Annotated in this window: 22 protein-coding genes and 1 tRNA gene; 21 read left to right on the top strand and 2 right to left on the bottom strand. The window is 64.8% G+C overall.

Going from position 1 to position 23,351, the window contains the following annotated elements; translation table 11 throughout:
- The first annotated feature begins 4 nt into the window (after nt 1-4).
- The 5 genes from ACEQZ0_RS02965 (at nt 5) to rnr (ending at nt 7,055) form a co-directional block, all read left to right on the top strand.
- Nucleotides 5-1,039, top strand: a complete 1,035-nt coding sequence (locus ACEQZ0_RS02965; RefSeq protein WP_370188248.1) for an alanine racemase — start codon at nt 5-7, stop codon at nt 1,037-1,039.
- A gap of 75 nt (nt 1,040-1,114) precedes the next feature.
- Nucleotides 1,115-1,669, top strand: a complete 555-nt coding sequence (gene phaR / locus ACEQZ0_RS02960; RefSeq protein ID WP_370188246.1) for a polyhydroxyalkanoate synthesis repressor PhaR — start codon at nt 1,115-1,117, stop codon at nt 1,667-1,669.
- A 49-nt stretch (nt 1,670-1,718) separates the two neighbouring features.
- Nucleotides 1,719-3,260, top strand: a complete 1,542-nt coding sequence (proS, locus tag ACEQZ0_RS02955) for a proline--tRNA ligase (RefSeq protein ID WP_370188244.1) — start codon at nt 1,719-1,721, stop codon at nt 3,258-3,260.
- A 141-nt stretch (nt 3,261-3,401) separates the two neighbouring features.
- Complete coding sequence (locus ACEQZ0_RS02950; protein ID WP_370188242.1) at nt 3,402-4,748, top strand: M20/M25/M40 family metallo-hydrolase; 1,347 nt, start codon at nt 3,402-3,404, stop codon at nt 4,746-4,748.
- A 12-nt stretch (nt 4,749-4,760) separates the two neighbouring features.
- A complete protein-coding gene (gene rnr / locus ACEQZ0_RS02945; protein WP_370188240.1) occupies nt 4,761-7,055 on the top strand; it encodes a ribonuclease R in 2,295 nt (764 codons plus the stop codon).
- Nucleotides 7,056-7,160: 105 nt separating this feature from the next.
- Here rnr and ACEQZ0_RS02940 read toward each other — a convergent pair whose 3' ends face one another.
- A complete protein-coding gene (locus ACEQZ0_RS02940) occupies nt 7,161-7,613 on the bottom strand; it encodes a universal stress protein (RefSeq protein WP_370188238.1) in 453 nt (150 codons plus the stop codon).
- A 133-nt stretch (nt 7,614-7,746) separates the two neighbouring features.
- Here ACEQZ0_RS02940 and ACEQZ0_RS02935 point away from each other — a divergent pair, with 133 nt between their 5' ends.
- From ACEQZ0_RS02935 to ACEQZ0_RS02905, 7 genes are all read left to right on the top strand, one after another.
- Complete coding sequence (locus tag ACEQZ0_RS02935; RefSeq protein ID WP_370188237.1) at nt 7,747-9,069, top strand: pyruvate dehydrogenase complex dihydrolipoamide acetyltransferase; 1,323 nt, start codon at nt 7,747-7,749, stop codon at nt 9,067-9,069.
- Nucleotides 9,070-9,155: 86 nt separating this feature from the next.
- Nucleotides 9,156-9,467 carry a hypothetical protein gene (locus tag ACEQZ0_RS02930; RefSeq protein ID WP_370188235.1) on the top strand — a complete coding sequence of 104 codons (312 nt, stop codon included), beginning with the start codon at nt 9,156-9,158 and terminating at the stop codon, nt 9,465-9,467.
- Entirely contained in the window at nt 9,460-9,834 is a 375-nt protein-coding gene (locus tag ACEQZ0_RS02925) for an acyl-CoA thioesterase (protein ID WP_370188234.1), read from the top strand. The genes ACEQZ0_RS02930 and ACEQZ0_RS02925 overlap by 8 nt, the downstream gene beginning before the upstream one ends.
- A gap of 170 nt (nt 9,835-10,004) precedes the next feature.
- Nucleotides 10,005-11,420 (top strand): dihydrolipoyl dehydrogenase, encoded by a 1,416-nt coding sequence (gene lpdA / locus ACEQZ0_RS02920; protein ID WP_370188232.1) that lies wholly within the window; start codon nt 10,005-10,007, stop codon nt 11,418-11,420.
- A 34-nt stretch (nt 11,421-11,454) separates the two neighbouring features.
- Nucleotides 11,455-13,314: a cation:proton antiporter gene (locus ACEQZ0_RS02915; protein ID WP_370188230.1), complete on the top strand. Its 1,860-nt coding sequence runs from the start codon at nt 11,455-11,457 to the stop codon at nt 13,312-13,314.
- Between the two features lies 1 nt (nt 13,315).
- Complete coding sequence (locus ACEQZ0_RS02910; protein WP_370188229.1) at nt 13,316-14,242, top strand: aminotransferase class IV; 927 nt, start codon at nt 13,316-13,318, stop codon at nt 14,240-14,242.
- Nucleotides 14,239-14,964, top strand: coding sequence for an HAD family hydrolase (locus ACEQZ0_RS02905; protein WP_370188228.1), 726 nt, complete (start codon nt 14,239-14,241; stop codon nt 14,962-14,964). The genes ACEQZ0_RS02910 and ACEQZ0_RS02905 overlap by 4 nt, the downstream gene beginning before the upstream one ends.
- Before the next feature lie 19 nt (nt 14,965-14,983).
- On the opposite strand, the gene ACEQZ0_RS02900 is transcribed toward ACEQZ0_RS02905, so the two are convergent.
- Nucleotides 14,984-15,073, bottom strand: a tRNA-Ser gene (locus tag ACEQZ0_RS02900).
- A 125-nt stretch (nt 15,074-15,198) separates the two neighbouring features.
- Here ACEQZ0_RS02900 and ACEQZ0_RS02895 point away from each other — a divergent pair.
- The 9 genes from ACEQZ0_RS02895 to ACEQZ0_RS02855 all read left to right on the top strand — a co-directional run bounded on the left by ACEQZ0_RS02895 (nt 15,199) and on the right by ACEQZ0_RS02855 (nt 23,233).
- Nucleotides 15,199-16,221 (top strand): lytic transglycosylase domain-containing protein, encoded by a 1,023-nt coding sequence (locus tag ACEQZ0_RS02895; RefSeq protein WP_370188226.1) that lies wholly within the window; start codon nt 15,199-15,201, stop codon nt 16,219-16,221.
- Between the two features lie 82 nt (nt 16,222-16,303).
- Nucleotides 16,304-17,197: an SPOR domain-containing protein gene (locus ACEQZ0_RS02890; RefSeq protein WP_370188224.1), complete on the top strand. Its 894-nt coding sequence runs from the start codon at nt 16,304-16,306 to the stop codon at nt 17,195-17,197.
- 34 nt (nt 17,198-17,231) lie between these two features.
- Entirely contained in the window at nt 17,232-18,392 is a 1,161-nt protein-coding gene (locus ACEQZ0_RS02885) for a D-alanyl-D-alanine carboxypeptidase family protein (RefSeq protein WP_370188223.1), read from the top strand.
- The gene (gene tmk, locus ACEQZ0_RS02880) at nt 18,389-19,027 is read left to right on the top strand and encodes a dTMP kinase (protein ID WP_370188221.1); all 639 of its coding nucleotides are present in this window, start codon (nt 18,389-18,391) and stop codon (nt 19,025-19,027) included. The genes ACEQZ0_RS02885 and tmk overlap by 4 nt, the downstream gene beginning before the upstream one ends.
- Nucleotides 19,024-19,977: a DNA polymerase III subunit delta' gene (locus ACEQZ0_RS02875; protein ID WP_370188220.1), complete on the top strand. Its 954-nt coding sequence runs from the start codon at nt 19,024-19,026 to the stop codon at nt 19,975-19,977. Before tmk ends, ACEQZ0_RS02875 begins: the two co-directional genes overlap by 4 nt.
- Nucleotides 19,970-21,529: a methionine--tRNA ligase gene (gene metG, locus ACEQZ0_RS02870; protein WP_370188218.1), complete on the top strand. Its 1,560-nt coding sequence runs from the start codon at nt 19,970-19,972 to the stop codon at nt 21,527-21,529. The genes ACEQZ0_RS02875 and metG overlap by 8 nt, the downstream gene beginning before the upstream one ends.
- Complete coding sequence (locus ACEQZ0_RS02865; RefSeq protein WP_370188216.1) at nt 21,529-22,305, top strand: TatD family hydrolase; 777 nt, start codon at nt 21,529-21,531, stop codon at nt 22,303-22,305. Before metG ends, ACEQZ0_RS02865 begins: the two co-directional genes overlap by 1 nt.
- Nucleotides 22,302-23,069 (top strand): MBL fold metallo-hydrolase, encoded by a 768-nt coding sequence (locus ACEQZ0_RS02860; RefSeq protein WP_370188214.1) that lies wholly within the window; start codon nt 22,302-22,304, stop codon nt 23,067-23,069. The genes ACEQZ0_RS02865 and ACEQZ0_RS02860 overlap by 4 nt, the downstream gene beginning before the upstream one ends.
- Nucleotides 23,066-23,233: a hypothetical protein gene (locus ACEQZ0_RS02855; RefSeq protein WP_370188212.1), complete on the top strand. Its 168-nt coding sequence runs from the start codon at nt 23,066-23,068 to the stop codon at nt 23,231-23,233. Before ACEQZ0_RS02860 ends, ACEQZ0_RS02855 begins: the two co-directional genes overlap by 4 nt.
- Nucleotides 23,234-23,351 lie beyond the last annotated feature (118 nt).

The raw sequence follows: 23,351 nt of genomic DNA, 5'->3' as shown, positions 1-23,351 counted from the left end.
CCGCATGACCGAGCTTCCGCCGCCGACCCTGCGGCTGCGCATCGACGGCGACGCGCTCGCGCGCAACTGGCAAGTGCTCGATGCCTTGTCGGGCGACGCGCGTGCGGGCGCGGCGGTCAAGGCGAATTGCTACGGTCTCGGCGTCGATCGCTGCCTGCCCATCCTGCGCGACGCGGGCTGTCGCGACTTCTTCGTCGCGCATTGGAGCGAGGTTCCGGCGGTGCTGCGGCATGTCCCGGCGGACCAGGTCTCGGTCCTCCACGGCCCGCTCGGCGCCGACCACGTCGCCTATGCCCGTGCGACCGGCGTGCGTCCGGTGATAGACAGCCTGCGACAGGCGAGGTTGTGGACCGACGGCGGTGGAGGCGCTTGCGACCTGATGGTCGATACCGGGATCAACCGGCTCGGCGTGGCTCCTGCGGAGCTGTCCGATCCGGTCATCCAGGCGCTCGAAGTTAACATACTGATGAGCCACCTCGCCTGCGCCGACGAAGACAGCGCGATGAACGCGCGGCAGCTCGCCAGTTTCCGGGCATGCCTGCCGATGGTGGATCACAAGCAAGTGAGCCTCGCCAACAGTGCGGGCATCGCGCTGGGCAAAGACTATGCCTTCGACCTGACCCGGCCGGGCCTCGCGCTCTATGGTGGAACGCCGCGCGCGGAACTCGAGGGCCGCATTGGCCAGGTCGCCTTTCCGCAGGCTGCGCTGATCCAGACGCGCGATCTGCGGGCGGGCGATACGGTCGGCTACAACGCGACCTTCACGGCCCCCCGCGCGATGCGTACGGGGGTGGTCTCGCTTGGCTATGCCGACGGCATCCTGCGCAGCTGGGGCGGGGGACACTTCCTCCATGGGGAACGCAGGCTGCCGATCCTCGGCAAGGTCTCGATGGACATGATCGTACTCGACCTCACCGGGACCCCGGAGCTGGCCGAAGGCGACTGGGTCGAGCTGCCCTATCGCCTGCCCGATGCTGCGCAGCAAACCCTTCTTTCGCAATATGAATTGCTCACCGTTCTGGGCCGTCGTTTCGGTTGACCTTCGCGTCATGTTGCGCTGCGGTTTGTGCACGTGCTAATCTTCTCGCAGCGCACAATTGGGGAGCATGTGACCATGGCCAAGCGGACCGCCGACGGCGAACCGATCATCATCAAGAAATACGCCAACCGGCGACTCTACAACACCGATACCAGCAGCTACATCACGCTCGACGACCTCGCGAAAATGGTCCGCGAGAATGTCGACTTCCACGTGCTCGACGCCAAGACCGGCGATGATATCACCCATACGATCCTGACGCAGATCATCGTCGAGGAAGAAAGTCACGGGGCGCAGATGCTCCCCGTCAGCTTCCTGCGCGATCTCATTTCCATGTACGGCAATTCGATGCAGGCGATGATGCCGAGCTATCTCGAGGCGAGCATGGCGAACCTGCGCAAGAACCGCGAACAGCTGCAGGCGGCCTTTGCCAAGGGGATGGAAAACAATCCGCTGGCCAAGATGGCCGAGGCCAATTTCAAGATGATGCAGAACGCGGCCGAAGCCTTCATCCCCGGGCGCAACAAGTCGGGCCAGGACAGGCGCGGGCCCGACCAGTCGGACGAACTCGCCCAGATGCGCGAGCAGATGGCGGCGATGCAGAAGAAGCTGGACGAAATGAGCAAATAACGGCATCGGCCCGCGCGCCGATCCGACCAGCAACAACGGGAAATACATCTTGGCCCAGATCCGCCATGCCTTGAACACCAGGCGCGAAGACGATTTCGCCGCCTGGTACCAGGAAGTCATCAGCGCCGCCGAAATGGCCGAGGAATCGGGCGTGCGCGGCTGCATGGTGATCCGCCCGTGGGGCTATGGCATCTGGGAGCGGATGCAGCGCCTGCTCGACGACCGGATCAAGCAGACCGGCCACGACAACGCCTATTTTCCGCTGTTCATCCCGCTGTCGAATTTCGAGCGCGAGGCCGAGCACGTAGAAGGCTTCGCCAAGGAAATGGCCGTGGTCACGCACCACCGCCTGATCGCGGGCAAGGACGGCGGGCTGGTGCCCGATCCCGAAGCCAAGCTCGAAGAGCCGCTGGTCGTCCGCCCGACCTCGGAAACGATCATCGGCGATGCCATGGCGCGCTGGGTCCAGAGCTGGCGCGATCTGCCGCTGAAGCTCAACCAGTGGGCCAATGTCGTACGCTGGGAAATGCGCACCCGCATGTTCCTGCGCACCAGCGAATTCCTCTGGCAGGAAGGCCACACGGCGCATGCCGACGAGGCCGAGGCCAAGGAGCACACGCTGCGGATGCTCGAGGTCTATCGTGCCTTCGCCGACGAGGATCTCGCGCTTGCGGTGATCCCGGGCGAGAAGCCCGAGAACGAGCGATTCCCCGGCGCGGTCGAGACCTGGTCGATCGAGGCGATGATGCAGGACGGCAAGGCGCTCCAGGCGGGCACCAGCCACTATCTCGGCACCAATTTCGCGCAGGCGAGCGGGATCAAGTTCCAGAACAGGGAAGGCAGCGAAAGCCTCGCCCACACCACTAGCTGGGGCGTGTCGACGCGCATGGTCGGCGGCGTCATCATGACGCATGGCGACGATGACGGGCTGCGCCTGCCGCCCAAGATCGCGCCGCAGCAGGTCGTGATCCTGCCGATGCTGCGCGACAAGCCCGAAGACCAGGAACTGATCGACTATTGCGAGGTGCTGCGCGCGATTCTCGCGAGCCAGAGCGTGTTCGGCGAGCGCTTGCGCGTCCTGCTCGACACGCGCCCCGGCAAGGCCGCGCAGAAGCGCTGGGACTATGTCCGCAAGGGCGCCCCGATCATCGTCGAGGTCGGCGGCCGCGACATGGAGAACGGTGTCGTCTCGATGCTGCGCCGCGACCGGTTGTGGGACGAGGAGAGCGGCAAGCCCGCGTTCCAGAACCCCACGCGCGAGGTCGCGGGCCAGACCATCGCCGACGTGCTCGCCGATATGCAGGCCGCCTATCTCACCGAAGCCGCCGAGCGGCGCGATGCCAACATCACCCGCGGCGTGACCGATTTCGCGGAAGTCGAGAAGCATTTCGCCGCGTCGCGCTATCCGGGCTGGGTCGAGGTGCAGTGGTCGAAGCCGACCGGTGATGCGCTCGCAAAGGTGGTCGAACGGCTCAAGGAGCACAAGCTCACCATCCGCAACGTGCCGATGGACGCCGCGCCCGCCGACGGTGCCTGCATTTTCACCGGCGATGCGGCGGTCGAGCGAATCCTGCTGGCGAAGGCCTACTGAGAACCCTCTAACGTCACCCCGGACCTGATCCGGGGTGGTGCTATTTTCCCGCGCTTCGCCCGCGCCCCAGCACCGGCCCGGATCGAGTTCGGGCCGACGAGACGGTTGTGTTTGTTTCCAAATCCGGCGAAGCAGGCGCGCATGAAGAAACTGCTCCTGCTCGCCGCCCTCGTAGCCACCCCGCTTGCCGCCCAGGAGAGCGATCCGGCGGCAGGCGTGTCGCAGGAGCGGCTGCGCGCCGATATCGATACGCTGGTCGGCTTCGGCACGCGCCACACTCTGTCCGAACAGGACAATCCCGAGCGCGGGATCGGCGCGGCGGTAGACTGGGGCCTTGCCGAATTCGGCCGGATTTCCGCAAATTGCGGCGGCTGCCTGACGGTGGTTGCGCCCGAGCGGATGGTGACGGGCGCGCGCATTCCCGAGCCGGTTCGCCTGCGCAATGCGGTCGCGATCCAGCGCGGCACCGAGCGCCCGAACGAGGTGGTCATCGTCCAGGGCCATATCGACAGCCGCGCCAGCGACGCGATGGACTGGCGAAGCGATGCCCCCGGCGCCAATGACGACGGTTCGGGCACCGTGCTGGTGCTCGAGGCGGCGCGCAACCTGTCGCAGCGCCGCTATCCGGTGACGATCGTCTATGCGCTGCTCTCGGGCGAGGAACAGGGGCTGTTCGGCGGCCGGCTGATGGCCGACTATGCCGAGGAGCATGGGTGGCAGGTCAAGGCAGTGCTCAACAACGATATCGTCGGCGGCAGCTGCGGCAGCGATGGCTGGTGCGACGATGCCCATGTGCGCGTCTTTTCCGAAGGTCCGCGCGCCGATTTGACCGAGGACTTGCGCGCAGCGCAGCGCCGCGAAGGCGGCGAGAACGATACCCCCAGTCGCAACCTCTCGCGCTATATCGACAGGCTGGCCGATAAAACCGAAGGCGGGCTCGACGTGCGCCAGATCTGGCGGACCGACCGCATGGGGCGCGGCGGCGACCAGATTCCCTTCCTCGAAAAAGGCTATCCCGCGGTGCGCTTCACCGTCGCGGTCGAGAACTACAACTGGCAGCACCAAGACCTGCGGACCGAGGACGGCATCGACTATGGCGACACGCCCGACAAGATGGACTTCGCCTATCTCGCCAAGGTCACCCAACTCAATATCCGCACGCTCGATGCGCTGGCCCGCTCGCCCGTGCCACCCGCTTCGGAGGCAAAGGCAGCGGTGCAGACCTTTACCGACGTCGCCTGGCAAGAAGTGCCCGGAGCGATCGGCTATACCGTCTGGCAGCGCCGTACCGACGAGCCTTATTGGCGCCCCGAACCGGTGATCGAGAATGTCGTCGCGACCAATGCCCGCCTCAGGGGCGTGCGTGGCGACGACTGGATCTTCGGCGTCAGCGCGACGGGTGAAGACGGGACGCAGAGCCCCGTATCGAGCGCAGTACCGGCGGGACAATTCGCGCCCAATCCGGCACCGGAGGGTGAAACCCGCTAACCGCATCCCCATATGCCGCGCATGACAAAACAGAACAAGTTCCGGAAGCCCAAGGGGCTGCCGTCGAAAGACCAGATACTCGAATTCATCCAGACCTCCGACACCCCCGCGGGCAAGCGTGAGATCGCCAAGGCCTTCGGACTGAAGGGGCAGGAAAAGATCGCGCTGAAGAAGCGCCTCAAGGACATGGCCGAGGAAGGCCTGATCGACGGCAAGCGCACCGCCTATCACCGGATGGGCGGCGTGCCCAAGGTGACCGTGCTCAAGGTCGTCGCGATCGAGGATGGCGAGGCGATTGCCGAACCGGAAAACTGGGCCCCCGACAGCAAGCAGAAGCCGCCACGGCTGGTGGTGAAGGACAGCAAGAAGATCGCCGCGGTCAAGCGCGGCGATCGCATTCTCGCGCGCAACGAGGAAACCGGGCGCGGCTGGATCGCGCATCCGATGAAGAAGCTGCCCGCGCGCACCGAAGGCCTGATGGGCGTGGTCGAGTTCGACGGTGCGGGCAGGCCGTGGCTTGCGCCGGTCGACAAGCGCGTGCGCGACAGTGCGCCGATCGGCGATCTGGGCGAAGCCAAGGAAGGCGAGCTCGTGCTCGCCGAACGCATGGGCAAGTCGGCGCGCAGCAAGGTCAAGGTGGTCGAAGTGGTGGGCGATCCGCTCGCCCCCAAGGCCTTCAGCCTGATCGCCATCGCCAAGCATGGCATCCCGCATATCTTTCCGCAGGAGGCCATTGCCGAGGCCGAGCGCGCGGTCGACCTGTCGCTCTCGCCCGACCACCGCGAGGACCTGCGCGATGTCCCCATCGTCGCGATCGACCCCGCCGACGCGCGCGACCACGACGATGCGATCTGGGCGGAGCCCGACGGCAAGGGTGGCTACCGCGCGATCATCGCGATCGCCGATGTCAGCTATTACGTACGGCCGGGCGGCGCGCTCGACCGCGAGGCGCGCAAGCGCGGCAACTCGGTTTACTTTCCCGACCGCGTCGTGCCGATGCTGCCCGAAGTGCTCAGCGCCGACGTCTGCAGTCTCAAGCAGGACGTCGATCGCGCGGCGATGGCCTGCCACATCCGCATAGACAAGGACGGCAAGGTCACCGACTGGCGCTTCACCCGCGCCATCGTGCGGCTCGCGAAGAACATCGCCTATGAGGACGCGCAGGCCGCCATCGATGCGGGCGACGCGCCCGAATACCTGCAGAACCTGTGGGGCGCGTGGAAGCTGCTGTTCAAGGCGCGGGAGGCGCGTGATCCGCTCGATCTCGAGCTGCCCGAACGGCAGGTCCGGCTCAATGATGCCGGGCAGATCGAGGAAATCGCCGTGCGCGAGCGGCTCGATGCGCATCGCGTGGTCGAGGACTTCATGATCGCCGCCAATGTCGCCGCGGCCAAGGCGCTCGAGGCCAAGGCGGCCCCGGTGGTCTATCGCATCCACGAGCAGCCGAGCCGCGAGAAGCTGCTCGCCTTCCGCGAATATCTGGCCAGCCAGGGTCGCAAGTTCGCGCTCGGCCAGGTCATCACGCCGGGCCTGTTCAACCGCATGCTCAAGGACATCGCCGATCCGTCGGAAAAGGCGCTGATCATGGAGGCGGTGCTGCGCAGCCAGACGCAGGCCTTCTACGGCCCGCAAAACGCCGGCCACTTCGGGCTGTCACTGGGCTCCTACGCGCATTTCACCTCGCCGATCCGGCGCTATGCCGATTTGCTGGTCCACCGCGCGCTGGTCGATGCCTACAAGCTCGAACAGCCCAAGCCCAAACTCGACCTTCCGGAGGGGACCGGCCTGTCCGAGCGCGACAGGACGGCGCTCCACCAGATTACCGACGCGATCAGCCAGACCGAGCGCCGCGCGATGGAGGCCGAGCGCGACACGATCGACCGCTATGTCGCCGCCTGGCTCTCGGGCCGAGTCGGCGAAACCTTCGACACGCGCATCACCGGCGTGCAGGGCTTCGGCTTTTTCGCCACGATCGAGAAGCTAGGCGGCGACGGGCTGGTCCCGGTCAGCACTCTGGGCCGCGAATATTTCAGCTATGACGAGAAGGCGCAGAAGCTCGTCGGCGAGCAGAGCGGCACCGAATATGCCGTGGGCGACCGGTTGAAGCTCAAGCTGGCCGAAGCCAATGCGCTGACCGGCGCACTCAAGTTCGAAGTGCCCGACAGTGGCGGGTCGGGGATCGAGCCGCGTGGCAACCGGGTGGCGGCGAAGAAGCGCTCCCACCAGAAGCGCGGGCCCAAGAAGGCACCGGTGAAGGGCAAGGGCGGGCGTCCGGGCAATATCCGCCACCAGGGGCGCAAGAAGTAGGCACGCTTTCTACCAGTCATTGCGAGCGGAGCGAAGCAATCCAGGCCCGTCCGATCTGGATTGCCGCGTCGCCTGCGGCTCCTCGCAATGACCGCGAGGATTTCGCTACGCCAGCTCGTCGATCTGTTCGCGGCTCAGCCCGCCGGGGACGAGATAGAGGGGGCAGGGCAGCTGCCCCGCATGCCCCGCGAAATGCGTCACCAGCGGGCCCGAATTGCCCTCCGCGCTGGTCGCCAGCACCAGCGCGGCGATATTGCCGTGTTCTTCGATATATTTGCGGATAACGTCGGCGGGCGGGCCGGGGCGCACCGCGATGGTGGGCATCTTGCCCATCTCTCCGAAGATATTGCCTGCGGCCGAATTGGCCATCACCTCGGCGCGCTGGCGCGCTTCCTCCTCGATCGTCGCCTGGACCCCGCCGAAGGCGTTGAAGGTCTGCTGCGGCACCAGCGCGAGGATGTGCACCGATCCGCCGGTCTTCTGTGCGCGCAGCGAGGCGAAACGCAGCGCGGTCTTCGCCTCCTCGGTCTCGTCCATCACGACAAGGTATGTACGCATGTTTGCTCCCGGCTCCCTTGCGACAGCGCCTATCCGGTAATTCGTATTCTACGCAAGGACCTTGCGGCGCATCGCCCTTTTCGCCAGAGGTGCCATCGAACTCACTCCCCAGCGAGGACGTAACGTCACAACCATGCCCACGCCGATCAAAATGCCCGCCCTGTCGCCCACCATGGAGGAAGGCACGCTCGCCAAATGGCTGGTCAAGCCGGGCGACAAGGTCGAAGCCGGCGACATCATGGCCGAGATCGAGACCGACAAGGCGACGATGGAATTCGAGGCGGTGGACGAAGGCACGATCGCGAGCATCGCGGTCGACGAAGGCACCGAGGGCGTGAAGGTCGGCACGGTCATCGCCATGCTCGCCGAAGAGGGCGAGGACGTGGACGAGGCAGCTGCGGCTGCGCCTGCGGAAGGCAAGACCGAACCCGAAGCCAAACCCGCACCCACGCCCGCTCGGCCTGAGCCTGTCAAAGGCCCCGGCAAAGCGGCGGCGGCGAGTGACAGCCCTTCGACTGGCTCAGGGCGAGCGGATGTTGCTCCAAGCGGCGACCGCATCATCGCCTCGCCGCTCGCCAAGCGCATCGCCGAGCAGAAGGGCATCGACCTCGCCAGCGTGACCGGCACGGGCCCCAACGGCCGTATCGTCAAGGCAGACGTCGAAGGTGCCGGATCCCCAGCGAAGGCTGGGGCCTCCAGCAGTCCGGCGAAACCGCAGGAAACCCCTGCCTCCGCAGGGGCTCGGCCAAGCGGCGGCGATCTCGACGCACCTTACGAAGCGCAAAAGCTCAACAATGTCCGCAAGGTCATCGCGCGCCGCCTCACCGAGGCGAAGCAGACCATCCCGCACATCTACCTCACCGTCGACGTGCGCCTCGATGCGCTGCTCAAGCTGCGCGGCGAGCTCAACAAGTCGCTCGAGGCCGATGGCGTGAAGCTGTCGGTCAACGACCTCCTCATCAAGGCGCTCGCCCGCGCGCTCCAGCGCGTGCCCAAGTGCAACGTCAGCTTCCAGGGCGACGAGCTGTTCCAGTATGCCCGCGAGGATATCTCGGTCGCGGTCGCCGCGCCTTCGGGCCTGATCACCCCGATCATCCGCGATGCGGGCCGCAAGGGCCTGGCGCAGATCAGTACCGAAATGAAGGAGCTTGCGGGCAAGGCGCGCGACGGCAAGCTGCAGCCGCATGAATTCCAAGGTGGCACCGCCTCGCTCTCCAACCTCGGCATGTTCGGCACCAAGCAGTTCGACGCGGTGATCAACCCGCCGCAGGCGATGATCCTCGCGGTCGGCGCGGGCGAACAGCGCCCCTGGGTGATCGACGGCGCATTGGGCGTCGCCACCGTGATGAGCGCCACCGGCAGCTTCGACCACCGCGCCATCGACGGCGCCGACGGCGCGCAGCTGATGGAAGCCTTCAAGCAGCTCTGCGAAAACCCGATGGGGCTGGTGGTTTGAGGTCTATCCTCATCCACGCGTTGTATGTCTCATTGGTCGCAGGCATTCTAGCGACTCTGCCATTCGCGATTTTGTTCAGCTACGGAATGGATGCCTCACTCGCACTCTTCGCCGGAACTCGGTATTTCGGCTTTGGGATCGGTTGTTCGCTTCTGATCGGGCTACCAGTTTCTTTAGCGGTGTTTCAGATCATTAAGCGTGATCCCGACTTTAGCTTTGGCGATCTCATGCTTGTTGCGAATGGGGCCGCGATCATTTTGGCGACATTGCTTGGCCTTTTTTCAGGTTGGTTCGCAGTGATTTTCTTCGGTATCCCGACAATCCTCGCTGCAAATGTCTATGCCATCCTTGGTTGGCGAAAAATCCTGGGCCCATATCAGGCAGAACAGAATGCCTGACCGCTCCCCCCAAATCCGCGTCACCGCCATGCCGACCGACCTCAACCCCTATGGCGGGGTGTTCGGTGGGTGGCTGATGAGCCAGATGGCCTTGGGCGCCGGTTCGCTCGCGAGCCGCGAGGGCAAGGGCAAGGCGGTGGTCGTCTCGGCAAGTGATTTCGCCTTTCCCGGCGCGATGCAGGTGGGCGACGAGCTGTCGGTCTATTGCGAGATCGCCGCCACCGGCACCACCTCGCTCACCATCGCCGCCGAGGCCGTCGCGCGCGAGCGCAATGGCGAGGCCGAGACCAGGGTCGCGCAGGGCACGTTCAAATTCGTGCTGCTCGACGAAAACGACAGCCCGCGCGCGGTAGCGAAATGGGCTTGAGCGCTGTCCTACAGACCGCGCCCCATGCGATGATCGCGCGATGAGCCACACCGAACACGAGCGCCGGACCGCCGCAATTCGCGGCTCCGCGCGACCCCGATTTTCTTCGCTTGGACTGTGTAACATGCGGTCCATGTCTGCGACCAAACGAGAGATTACAGAGACGAATCATGGCTGACACCAATTACGACGTCATCGTGCTCGGCAGCGGCCCCGGCGGCTATGTCGCGGCGATCCGCTGCGCGCAGCTGGGGCTGAAGACCGCCATCGTCGAGCGCGAATTGCTCGGCGGGATCTGCCTCAACTGGGGCTGCATCCCGACCAAGGCGCTGCTGCGCTCGGCCGAGATCCTCCATTACGCCCAGCATGCGAGCGATTACGGGCTCAAGATCGCCGGCAAGATCGAGGCCGATCTCGAAGCGGTGGTGAAGCGCAGCCGGGGCGTCGCCAAACAGCTCAACCAGGGCGTCACGCACCTGATGAAGAAGAACAAGATCGCAGTGCATATGGGCGAGGGCACGCTGACCGGCCCGACCAGCCTCACGGTGAAGGGCGAGAAGGGCGAGGAGAAGCTCAGCGCCAAGCACGTAATCGTCGCCACGGGCGCGCGGGCGCGTGACCTGCCGTTTGCCAAGGCCGACGGCAAGCGCGTGTGGACCTATCGCCATGCGATGACGCCGCCTGAAATGCCGAAGAAGCTGCTGGTCATCGGCAGCGGTGCAATCGGGATCGAATTCGCCAGCTTCTACAACGACATGGGCTGCGACGTGACCGTGGTCGAAATGCTCGACCGCGTCGTTCCGGTCGAGGACAAGGACGTCTCCGCCTTCCTCGAGAAGAGCCTGACCAAGCAGGGCATGACCATCATGACCGGCGCGGGGGTCGAGGACCTCAAGGTCTCCGACAAGGGCGTGAAGGCGAAGATCAAGGACAGCAAGGGCAAGGTGTCCGAGACCGAGTTCAGCCATTGCATCACCGCCATCGGCATCGTCCCCAACACCGAGAATGTCGGCCTCGAAAAGCTGGCCGAGATGGACCGCGGCTTCATCCAGATCGATCCCTACGGCCGCACCAAGTCCAAGGGCCTGTGGGCGATCGGCGACTGCACGCCCGGCCCGTGGCTGGCGCACAAGGCGAGCCACGAGGGCGTCACCACCGCCGAAGCCATCGCCAAGGAACTCGGCAACACAGACGTCCACCCGCACCCGCTCGACCGCGCCAACATCCCGGGCTGCACCTATTGCCACCCGCAGATCGCCAGCGTCGGCCTGACCGAGGCCAAGGCGAGGGAGGCCGGCTATGAGGTGAAGGCGGGCACCTTCCCCTTCATCGGCAATGGCAAGGCCATCGCGCTGGGCGAGGCCGAAGGCTTCGTGAAAACCGTCTTCGACGCCAAGACCGGCGAGCTGCTCGGCGCGCATATGGTCGGCGCCGAAGTGACCGAAATGATCCAGGGCTTCGTCGTCGGCAAGACGCTGGAGACGACCGAGGCGGAACTGATGAACACCGTCTTCCCGCATCCGACGATCAGCGAGAGCATGCATGAGAGCGTGCTTGCGAGCTACGGGCGCGCGCTGCATATCTGATCGACGCCAGGAATAGGGGAGGGGCGAGAGACCAATGACCGGCTTCCTGATCCTCGCCTTCCTCATCCTCGTCGCGGGGGTGGTGGCGGTGCCGCTGGCGAGCCGGTTCGGGCTCGGCTCGGTGCTCGGATACCTGCTCGCGGGCATGGCGATATCGCCGCTGCTTGCCTCGCTCAACGTCAATGTCGAGGCGCTGCAGGTCTTCGCCGAATTCGGCGTGGTAATGATGCTGTTCATCATCGGGCTCGAGATCGAACCCAAGCGGCTGTGGGCGATGCGCGGCAAGCTCGCCGGGCTCGGCGGCGGGCAGGTGCTGCTGACCACGCTGGTGATCGCAGGCATCGCGTTGCTCGACCGCCAGCCCTGGCAGACCGCGCTGGCGATCGGCATGGTTCTCGCACTCAGCTCGACCGCGATCATCGTCCAGACGCTGACCGAGAAGGGCCTGCTCAAGACCGAGGGCGGCGAGGCCAGCTTCTCGGTGCTGCTGGTGCAGGACGTCGCGGTCATCCCGATCCTCGCGCTGATCCCGCTCCTCGCCCTGCCCGAGCTCGGGGGCGCTGCGGCGGCTGCCGGGGGCGAGGGCGCCCATGCCGGCATCGACCTGACCGCCCATATGAGCGGCTGGCTCGCCGGGGTGACGCGCGTCGGCGCGGTCGCGGCGGTGGTCGCGCTCGGCATCTTCGCGATCCGTCCGCTGTTCCGCTACATCGCCAAAGCCAATCTCCGCGAACTCTTCACAGCGGCCGCGCTGGTGGTGGTCATCGGCATCGCGCTGCTGATGTCGCTGGTCGGCCTCTCGCCCGCGCTGGGCGCCTTCATCGCCGGCGTGGTGCTGGCGACCAGCGAGTACCGTCACGAGCTCGAAAGCGACATCAACCCGTTCAAGGGGCTGCTGCTCGGCCTGTTCTTCATCACCGTCGGCGCGGGGATCGACTTCGAACTGGCGAGCACGATCTGGGGCTCGGTGGTGTTCTGGGCCGCGGTCACGATAGCCGCGAAGATGGCCGTGCTGCTGGTAGTCGGCTGGCTTTATGGCCTTCGCAGGCAGGCCTTGTGGCTGTTCTGCCTCAGCCTCCCGCAGGCGGGCGAGTTCGCCTTCGTCCTGATCGCCTTCGCGGTCGGCAATGCCGTGTTCGACCAAGGTTTCGCCGACCAGCTGCTGCTGATCGTGGCGCTCTCGATGCTCGTCACGCCATTGCTGTTCATCCTCTACGACAAGCTGATCGCGCATGCCTATTACGCGGGGCAGGCCCCCGACGAGGCGGACACGATCGACGAGGAGAACCCGATCATCATCGCCGGGCGGGGCCGCGTGGGCGGGATCGTCGACCGCATGCTCGATGCCGCCGGGCACCGCGCGACGGTGATCGACTACAACAGCCAGCATCTCGAGAACCTCAAGAAGTTCGGCATCACCACCTATTACGGCGATGCCACAAGGCCCGACCTGCTCGCGAGCGCGGGCATCGAACGCGCGCGCATCCTGGTCGTCGCGCTCGACGAGCGCGAGCAGATCGACAAGCTCGTGCGCTATGCCTGCACCAACTTCCCCAAGCTCCATGTGGTCGCGCGCGCCAAGGACCGCGACCATGTCTACCACCTGTGGGCGATGGGGTGCCGCGACATCGTCCGCGAGACCTACGACAGCGCGCTGCGCATGGGCCGCTCGGTCTACGAGGCACTCGGAAACGACCGCCAGGCGGCTACCGCGATGGTCGATGCATGGGAGGAAATGGACCGAACCTCGATGCGCGAGATCGCCGATGTCTACCGGCTCGACATCCCTCCCTACGAGAACGAGGACCTCCTCGCCAAGATCAGGGAGTTGAAGGCCGAATGGGATCCGAAGCTGCGCGACGCGATGGACGAGATCGCGGCGAGGGGGCGCTGAGGTGACTCAGGGCACGCATCTCTACCTCCCCGACGACCGCAACGCCTCGGTGCTGATCGACATCAATGGCGAGCATTGCGTGCGGCCCGAGGCGAAGATCAGCGTCTTCGACAGCGGTTTCATGCTCGGCGACGGCGTGTGGGAAGGCATCCGCCTGCATTGTGGACGGCTCGCCTTCCTCGACCGTCATCTCGACCGATTGTGGCGCGGTGCCAAGGCGATGCACATGGATGTCGGGATCACCCGCGAGGAAATGGAGCGGCGGCTTTACGCCGTGCTCGACGCCAACGGTATGCATGGCGACGGCGTCCATATCCGGCTGATGGTGACGCGCGGCATCCGTTCGACTCCCTACCAGGACCCGCGCGTTGTGGTGACGCCCGCGACCGTGGTGATCATCCCCGAGTGGAAGGAGCCCGCGCCCGAAACCGCAACGCGCATGCTCAAGCTCGCGACCGTCCACGTCCGCCGCGGCTATCCCGACGTACAGGACCCGATGCTCAATTCGCACAGCAAATTGAACTGCATCACTGCCTGCATCCAGGCGGCACAGGCGGGCGCCGACGAGGGGCTGATGCTCGATCCGCACGGTTTCGTCGCGACCTGCAACTCGACCCACTTCTTCATCGTCAGGGACGGCGAGATCTGGACCTCGAGCGGCGATTACTGCCTCGACGGGATCACGCGCGGCGTGGTGATCGAAGTAGCGCGCGAAGCCGGTATCACCGTGCGCGAACGCAACTTCTCGCTCACCCACGCCTATGGCGCGGACGAGGCGTTCACCACCGGTACGTTTGCGGGAGTCGCGCCGGTCGGATCGTTGGACGGGCGGGTGCTTGGCAGCGAACGGGGGCCGATGGTGGAGCGCCTGCAACAGCTCTATCTCCAACGGTTGGCAAGCGACGTCGAGGGGAGAAACCGGCCGTGACCATCCGTATCGCCATGTGGTCGGGGCCGCGCAACATCTCGACCGCTATGATGCGCAGCTTCGGGGCGCGGGCCGATTGCGCCGTATCGGACGAGCCCTTCTATGGCTGCTTCCTCAAGACGACGGGCGAACGGCATCCGATGGCGACCGAAACGATCGCCGACATGGACTGCGATTGGCATTCGGTACTCCGTACGCAGTCGAGCGATCCGCCCCGGAGCGAGCCGATCTGGTACCAGAAGCATATGCCGCATCACATGGTCGGTCCCGTCTCGATCGCCGATATGCCCGACCATCGCCACGCCTTCCTCATTCGTGCTCCGGAGAGGGTGGTGGCCAGCTATCGCGAAAAGAACGAGCTGCGCGAACCGGCTATGCTCGGCTTTGCGCAAATGCGCGCCTATTTCGACGCCGAGGTGGGGCGGACCGGGGTGATCCCGCCGGTTGTCGATTCGGACGATATTCTCGCCGACCCGACCGGTGTTTTGGCCCGGCTGTGCGATGGCCTCGCGATCGATTGGGATCCTGCCATGCTCTGCTGGGCGATGGGGCCGCATGCCGAGGACGGGATGTGGGGGCAACACTGGTACGATCGCGTCAATGCCTCGACCGGTTTCGCGCCTGCGCCGGGCGAGCTCCCGCACCTCGAGGGCGAGCATGCACGCGTGGCCGAGGCCTGCCGTGACGATTACGAAGCGCTCAGGCGCTACGCCCTCACCTAGGCGCCCGAACCATGCGTGCTGGCGGAGAGGGTGGGATTCGAACCCACGAAGGGCTTGCACCCTTGCCGGTTTTCAAGACCGGTGCATTCAACCGCTCTGCCACCTCTCCGCGAGCGCGGGCTAGCTAGTCCTTCCGTCCGATCTTGTCACGCATTTCCGGGAACGCCGACGGGTGGTGCATGGTAAAAGACGAATGACACTTGCCGTTCAGCTTCGCTCTGCGACAATTACGCAATGATTTTTCGACGCTTCTTCGCCGCCCTCGGGGTACTGGCCCTTTCGCTTCCTGCCGTTCCCGCGCAGGCGCAATCCAATCTCGGATTCGATGCCTATCTCCAGCTGCTCATCGCCCGCGCGCGCGCCGAAGGTGTCAGCGAGGCAACGCTTGCGCGCATGACCTCCGGGCTCGAACCCAATCAGCGCGTCATATCGCTCGATCGAAACCAGCCCGGATCGTCGAGCGGCAGCGGGTATCCGCCCCTGGCGCCCTATATCGCCTCGCATGTCGATGCTGCACGGATATCCGGTGGCCGCTCTGCCCGCGCCAATTGGTCGGGTGTGATCCGGGCGATCGAACGCGAATATGGCGTACCCGGCGAGATTCTTGTGGCGATCTGGGGCCATGAGACGGCCTATGGCGCGGTCAAGGGCGGGTTCGACCTGTCGCAAGCACTCGCCACGCTCGCCTGGGAAGGGCGTCGCCGCGAGCTGTTCGCCAGCGAGTGGGTGGCGCTGATGAAGGTTGCCGACAAGGGCTATGCGCGCAGCGAATTGAAAGGGAGCTGGGCAGGGGCTTTCGGCAATCCGCAATTCCTCCCCTCGGTCTATCTCCGGCTCGCCGCCGATGGCAATGGCGATGGGCGCGCCGACATCATGAACAATGGCGCCGACGCGCTGGCCTCGATCGCCAATTATTTCCGCGATGCCGGTTGGCGCGAAGGCCTGCCCTGGGGCGTACGCGCCAGCGTGCCATCCGGATTCGACGTCTCCGCCTATCGCACGCGGATCGTCGCGCCGACCTGCCCGCGGGTTCACGAACGACACAGTGCCTACAAGACCGTGCGCGAATGGCGTTCGCTCGGCGTTCAACCCCAACGGGCCCTGGGCGACGATGTGCTGGCAACGCTGTTCCAGCCTGACGGAGCGGGCACCCCCGCCTGGTTGTTAACTTCGAATTATCGGGTCATTCTGGAATACAACTGCTCGAACTATTATGCGATGAGTGTGGGGCTGCTGGCCGATGAAATTGCCAATTAGGGTTCTCGCTATTGCCTTTTCGGGATGTGGGCTCCTCACCCTTGGGGCCTGCGCGAGCACGGCCCAGCCTGCATCGCCTGCCGTGTCCCCCCCACAGGCGAACGGGCCTGCTGCGGACTATCCCGTGGTCATCGGCGATCCGTATACAATCGACGGGGTTGTCTACACGCCGGTCGATACCTTGAACTACGATCGCGTCGGCTATGTGACTGTAGACGAGAACGCCGTGGGAGTGACCGGTTCGCACCCAACATTGCCACTTCCTAGCTATGTCGAGGTTACCGCGCTCGATACCGGACGCACCATCCTCGTCCGGCTGGAGCGGCGGGGACCGATGACGAACGACCGTCTGCTCGGTCTTTCCAGTGCCGCGCTCGCGCAGTTGGGAGTCGGCGAAAGCGCTCCGATCCGCATGCGGCGGGTCAACCCGCCCGAAGAACAACGCGCCGAACTGCGCGCCGGGCGGGAAGCTCCGCCGCGGATGGACACACCGCAGGGGCTGCTCGAAGTGCTGAAAAGACGTCTTCCTGAGCGGGGCTCCGCTCCGCTCGGCGATCCGCGGCAGGCCGAAGTGAGCGGTACTGTTCCCATCCCGGGACCGATCGCCAGGCTCGATCCGAACGAGGAGGCTGCCGTGAGCCAAGAGCCAGTAGATCCAGCGGAGCAGGTCTCGCCACCGCCGGCAGAGCGCCCGGGCGGCCCTGAATTGCCGCGCGCCTACGAAGGGGGGCCAACCCCGGCACCGGTGATGGTACAGCCCGCATCCGACGGAAGATTCGCGGTCCAGCTCGGTGCATTTGCGGTTCGCGCCAATGCCGATCGGCTGGCGCGCGAAATCCAGGGCTACGTCGAGGACAGCGGCTCGCTTGCGATTGTGCGGGTCGGGCCCTTCGCAACCCGTGGACAGGCCGAGGAGGCGCTCGCCAAGCTGCGTGAGCGCGGTTATAGCGACGCCTTGATAAAAACACTCGACTGACACGCCGCGGCTCCCGCCCGGCACGGGAGCACAATTGCGTAACTGTCTGATTTCGCTGGTTGGCCTGGCTGCCATATCCTTTACCTCTCCGCTCGGCGCGAAAGCATCGATCGCTCCTTCGATCCCCAGCGAAGAGGATGCACCGATTGCCTACATGCTCGATGCGTCGAGCGGGCAGGTCCTCTTCCAGCGCGATGTGGATCGCCGGTTCATGCCGGCCTCGATCACGAAAGTGATGACGACCTTCCTCGCCTTCGAATGGATGGAAGAGGGACGGCTTTTCCCGCAACAGGTCTATGGCGTCCGCCCCGAGACCTTCCGGCGCTGGCACCGCAAGGGATCGACCATGTTCCTGCCCGCCGATGCGCGGGTCACGGTCGACGATCTCCTCCACGGTGTCACCACCGTTTCCGCCAACGATGGCGCCGTCGTGCTCGCCGAGGGCGCGGCAGGCACGGTCGAGGACTGGGTTGCCGCGATGAATGCCAAGGCGCGCGAGATCGGGATGGCCAATTCGCATTACGGGACGGCCAACGGCTGGATGGACGAGGGCAGGACCTTCGTAACGGCGCGCGATCTCGGTACGCTGGCGCGCGCCATGATTACCCGCCATCCGTCGAAATACCGCCACTTCGTCGGGGCCACGGGCCTCAAATACAACGGCATCGAGCAGCGCAATCACGATCCCATTTCAGGGGTCGTGCCGGGAGCAGACGGGATAAAGACCGGGTTCACCAACCAGGCTGGTTATGGTTTTCTGGGGTCGGCCAAGCGAAATGGCAGGCGGCTGATCATGGTCGTGGCCGCGAGCCCGACCGGCCGCGCCCGCAACCGTGCTGCGCGCAGCTTCATCGAATGGGGGTTCGACAATTTCGACACGCGGACGCTGTTCGCGGATGGCGCTCGCATTGCCAGCGCGAGGGTCCAGCAGGGCGGCGTTTCGAAGGTCGATCTAGCCGCGCGTGGACCGGTACGGATATCGGTGCCCAAGGGGCTAGATCCACGGGTTACGCTCACCTTGCGCTATGAGGGCCCCTTGCAGGCGCCTATCGCCAAGGGTGAGCAAGTGGCCGAGCTGATCGTTGAGATAGATGGCATGCCCGAGCATCGCGTGCCGCTGGTCGCGCGCGAGGAAGTGCTCGAGGCGACCGCGGTGCAGCGTGTGTTCAATGCCCTGCGGAGCTGGGTAACGTGAGCAAGGGACGTTTCATCGCCTTCGAGGGCGGGGAGGGCATGGGGAAATCGACCCAGGCGCGGCTGCTCGCCGATATGCTTCGCGAACAGGGTAGGGAAGTCGTCCTGACCCGCGAGCCGGGCGGAACACCGGGCGCCGAGGCGATCCGCGCCTTGTTGCTGGCGCCACCCGGCGATGGATGGACCCTCGAAGCCGAAGCCCTGCTCTTCGCCGCCGCACGCGCCGACCATGTGGCGCGCCGGATCCGACCCGCGCTGGACCGAGGGGCATGGGTCCTCTGCGATCGGTTTCTCGATTCGAGCCGTGCCTATCAGGGCATTGCCGGTGGACTGGGTGACGAAGGTGTGCGGGCGCTGCACGCTATCGGCAGTGCGGGTCTTCTGCCCGATCTCACCATCGTGATCGACGCGCCGGCCGCAGCCGCCGCCGAGCGCCTCGTCCAACGCGATGGCGACTGCAGCGACGCCATTGGAGGCCGGGCGGCCGAGTATCACGCGCGGGTCAACGCCTCTTTCCTCGAATTCGCACGCTCGGAACCAGAGCGGTTCGCGGTGGTCGACGGCGCCGGCTCGATCGATGAGGTGCACCGCCGCGTCGTTGCTGCAGCGGCGCGCTTGTTGGCCGTGCCGAGATGAGCCTGCTTGGTCATGAGGCGGCCTGGCGCGAGTGGCGCAAGGCGATGGCGGGGGAGCGGATGCACCACGCCTGGCTGCTCGCTGGACGGCGTGGGGTGGGCAAGGCAAGCTTCGCCCAGGCGGCGGCGCGCGAACTGGTCGGCGCCGCCCCTGGCGACAACGGGCTCCATCCCGATATCGTGACGCTGACCTACGGCCCCAAGGACGACAAGGAAGAGCGCAAACGCACCGACGGCAAGCCGTTCGAACTCGCCCGCAGTATCCGCATTGCACAGATCCGCGCAATGCAGGCCCGTCTAGGTACAAGGCCGACGCTGGGTGACAAGCGGGCGATCATCATCGACCCGGCCGACGATCTCGAACGCAATGCGGCCAACGCCCTGCTCAAGAGCCTCGAAGAACCACCACGGGGCACGTATTTCCTGCTCGTGGCGCATAGTCCTGCACGGCTCCTGCCGACGATCCGCTCGCGCTGTCGGGTGCTGCGTTTTCCAACCGTTTCCGACGGCGAGATGGACCGCCTGCTGGGCAAGATGGCGCCCGGTGCGGACGATGCGACACGCGCGGCGGCGATCGTTGCCGCTGCCGGCTCGCCCGGTGCCGCGCTGGAGTTCGTCGAGTTGGAACTGGGCAAGGTCGCCCAGGCCATGGGCCTTATCCTTGATCGCGGCGATCCCGATTTTCACCTCCGGGGCACACTCGCCGGGCTGATCGGCGCGCGGCCCGATCGCAACAGGATACGGGCGATCCTCGAACTCGCTCGATCCGTGGTGGCGCAGCGCCTCGATCTCGTGCCCGGCGATCCACGCCCGATCATCGACACGCATAGCGAATTGGTGCGGCTCACGGCCGAGCAGCCGACCTACAATTTCGACGCCGGATTGCTTGCGATGGAAATCGGCACCTTGCTCGCCAAGGCGGCTACCGCTAGCGAGCGGGCCGATGGCTGAACCCTATTACCTTACCACCGCGATCCACTATCCCAACGGCCGGCCGCACATCGGCCATGCCTACGAGACGATCGCTGCCGACGTACTCGCCCGTTTCCAGCGCCTGCGCGGACGCGACGTGCGTTTCCAGACCGGGACCGATGAGCACGGCTTGAAAATGGCGCAAAAGGCGCGCGAGTTGGGTAAGACCCCGCGCGAACTCGCCGATGAGATGTCCGGATATTTCAGGGAATTGTTCGATGTACTGAACATCTCCTATGACCGATTCATTCGAACCACGGATGCCGACCACCACCGCGCAAGCCGAGCCATCTGGAAGGCGATGGAGGCAAAGGGCGATCTCTATCTCGATCGGTACGAAGGTTGGTACTCGGTCCGCGACGAAGCCTATTACGACGAAAAGGAGCTGGTCGAGGGCGAGGGCGGGGAAAAGCTCTCCCCGCAGGGCACGCCGGTCGAATGGACCGAGGAAGAAACCTGGTTCTTCCGCCTTTCAAACTATGCCGAACCGCTGCTCGAACTGCTGAACACACCGGGCTTCCTCGAGCCGGCAAGCCGGCGCAACGAAATGGTCGCCTTCGTCGAACGCGGATTGCAGGACCTTTCGGTCAGCCGCACCAGCTTCGACTGGGGCGTCAAGGTGCCGGGAAGCGACGACCATGTGATGTATGTCTGGGTCGATGCGCTGACCAACTACATCACCGGTGTCGGCTATCCCGATGGCGGCGAACTGTGGGACAAGTACTGGCCTGCCGACCTGCACCTGATCGGCAAGGACATCGTTCGCTTCCACACGATCTACTGGCCGGCATTCCTGATGAGCGCGGACCTGCCGCTGCCGAAGAAGGTTTTTGGTCACGGTTTCCTGCTCAATCGCGGAGTCAAGGAATCCAAATCGCTCGGCAATGTGACCGATCCGATGGATTTGGCAGACCGTTTCGGGGTCGATGCGCTGCGCTATTTCCTGCTCGCCGAAGTCACCTTCGGGCAGGATGGCAGCTATTCGGCAGAAGCGCTTGTAAACAAGGTCAATGCCGAACTGGCGAACAGCTTCGGCAACCTTGCGCAGAGGACGCTTTCGATGATCTCCAAGAACATGGATGGCAAGCTCGAGGCTTTCGAACCTTCGGGTGACGACAAGCAGCTGCTCGCGACGGTGACCGGGGCTTGCGCCGAAACATTGCCGCGCGAATTCGAGCAGCTGGCCTTCTCGGTCGGGATCGAAGCCTGGCTCAAAGCCGTTTATGCCTGCAATGCCTATGTCGACGAACAGGCCCCCTGGGCACTCAAGAAATCCGATCCGGAGCGGATGAAGGCCGTGCTCCAGACGCTGTTCATCGCCATTCGCGATCTCGCCATCGCCATCCAGCCCGTGGTGCCTGAAAAGGCCGCTGCCGTACTCGACCAGCTTGGAGTGAGCGCAGAGGGCCGGACCTATGCCGACCTCGCCGATGCCGGCTGGTTCGCCGCGCTGGTCGCCGCAGGCCACGCGATCGACAAGCCGACGCCGGTTTTCCCGCGGCTCGAACTCCCGAGGGAGGAGCCGGCCTGATGCTGGTCGACAGCCATTGTCACCTTGAATACGATGGCCTGGTCGACGATCAGGCGGCGGCCCTCGATCGAGCGCGCGAGGCAGGAATCGAGGCCTTCCTCAATATCTCAACGAAGCGCGCCGAATGGACGCAGGTCGTCGGAACTGCGCGCTCCGAAGACGACGTCTTTGCCAGCGTCGGCATCCACCCGCACAATGCGGATGACCACCTCGACCTCACGCGGGAGGAATTGCTCGAGGCGACGCGCGATCCCAAGGTGATCGGCATCGGCGAAACAGGGCTCGACTACTACTACGAGCATTCGGATCGCGCGGCGCAGCAGCGTCTGTTCCGGCTTCACATCGATGTGGCGCGCGAAGTGCAGCTGCCTGTCATCATCCACACGCGCGATGCCGAAGAGGATACGCTGGCGATTCTCGAGGACGAGCTGGGGAAGGGGGCTTTTCCCGCACTGATCCACTGTTTTACTGCCTCGGCCGAGTTCGGCAGGCAGGTGCTCGATCTGGGTCTGTCGGTGTCGATCTCGGGCATCGTCACCTTCAAGAGCGCGCGTGAATTGCAGGATTTCGCCAGGGAGATCCCGCAGGACCGGCTGCTCATCGAAACCGACAGTCCGTTTCTCGCCCCCGTTCCACATCGCGGCAAACCGTGCGAGCCCGGCTTCGTGCGCGATACCGCGCAATTCATCGCCGATCTGAGGTCGGAGCCGCTCGGCGAGCTCGCACGCTATACCACGCAAAATTTCTATACGCTCTTCGGCAAGGCGGCAGCGTGAAGTTGCTGATGCTCGGCTCGGGTACCTCGACCGGGGTCCCGCGGATCGGAGATGACTGGGGCGAATGCGATCCGCATGAACCGCGCAACCGCCGCAGCCGCGTGTCGATCATCGTTGAAAACGATGCGGGGCAAAAGATCCTCGTCGATACCTCTACCGACTTGCGTGCGCAGCTGCTCGCGAACGGCATCGACAAGGTCGACGCGGTGTTCTGGACGCATGACCATGCCGACCATTGCCATGGCATCGATGATTTGCGCGTGATGCGCTATGACCGCTCGAACCCGCTCCCGGGCTTCGCCAGCAAGATTACCTGCGAAAGGCTGCGGAGGCGCTTCGACTATGTGTTCGAGGGCCAGTTCGGCTATCCTACTATCGTAGGACTGAAAGATATTACCGAAGCCCAACTGGTTGCGGGGTTCTCCTTCGATCATGTCGAAATGCCGCACGGACCGGTTACAAGCACGGGCTTCCGGTTCGAGGCCGACGGCAAGTCGATCGTCTATGCGACCGATTTCAGTGAAATCACGCCGGCGATGGTCCGTTGTTTCGAACGAGCCGACATTCTCGTCGTCGATTGCCTTCGCCGCCGGCCGCATCCGACGCATGCGCATCTCGACATGGCGCTCGACCTGGCGCGCAAGGCCAAGGTACGCCGGGCGGTCCTGACGCATCTGGACAAGAGCATGGACTATCGCAGTCTCCGTGCCGAAGTGCCCGATCATATCGAGGTCGGTTATGACGGATTGGAAATGACGGCATGAGCGAACACCAAATCGTTTCGTTCATCTCGCTGGTGGGTTTCCTGATTTTGGTCGGAGCCGGTTTCCGGGCGCGCGACGTTGGCTGGAAAAGGGGATTCTTCCTGGCTGGAGCATGGGCCGGGATTTTCGCGGTGGTGATCCTTTTCATCGATATGGTCCGCTGAGGCGAAGAACCGAGCCACTCCTAATTTAACATAATATATATTATCGCACTCGAAGTTGAAACGTGGGGATCGCCGCTAACACCGCCTTTCGGGGCCCATCGCCCCGCGCTAGGCTCTG

The sequence above is a fragment of the Qipengyuania sp. genome (genome assembly GCF_964227205.1).
Classification (GTDB): domain Bacteria; phylum Pseudomonadota; class Alphaproteobacteria; order Sphingomonadales; family Sphingomonadaceae; genus Qipengyuania.
This window is presented reverse-complemented; position numbering and strand designations above follow the sequence as displayed.